Genomic DNA, 316 nt, shown 5'->3' with positions numbered 1-316 from the left:
AAGGTCGACACCGAGATCCCCTCCCCCGTCAGCGGCGTGATCGAGGAGATCCTCGTGGCCGAGGACGAGACCGTCGAGGTCGGCGCGCTCCTCGCGCGCATCGGCGATGGCAGCGCCGCGGCTCCGGCCGCAGATGCTCCCGCCGCCGCCGCACCCGCTGCGGAAGAAGCGCCAGCCGAGGCATCTCCCGCTGCCGAAGAGACCCCGGCTGCAGAGGCTCCGACCCCCGCCGCAGAAGCACCGGCGCCCGCCGCTGAGTCCGCACCTGCCGCACCCGCCGGCGATGCGACAGACATCGTGCTTCCCGAACTGGGCG

The 316-nt window shown here is 73.7% G+C and carries 1 protein-coding gene; it reads left to right on the top strand.

The genetic code is table 11. The features are described from left to right. The coding region (locus B2869_RS16140; RefSeq protein WP_292768800.1) for a biotin/lipoyl-containing protein at positions 1 to 316 on the top strand (316 nt) is incomplete at both ends.

This window comes from Microbacterium sp. UBA3486, assembly GCF_002377845.1.
In the GTDB taxonomy this organism is placed as follows: Bacteria; Actinomycetota; Actinomycetes; order Actinomycetales; family Microbacteriaceae; genus Microbacterium; species Microbacterium maritypicum_A.
This window is presented reverse-complemented; position numbering and strand designations above follow the sequence as displayed.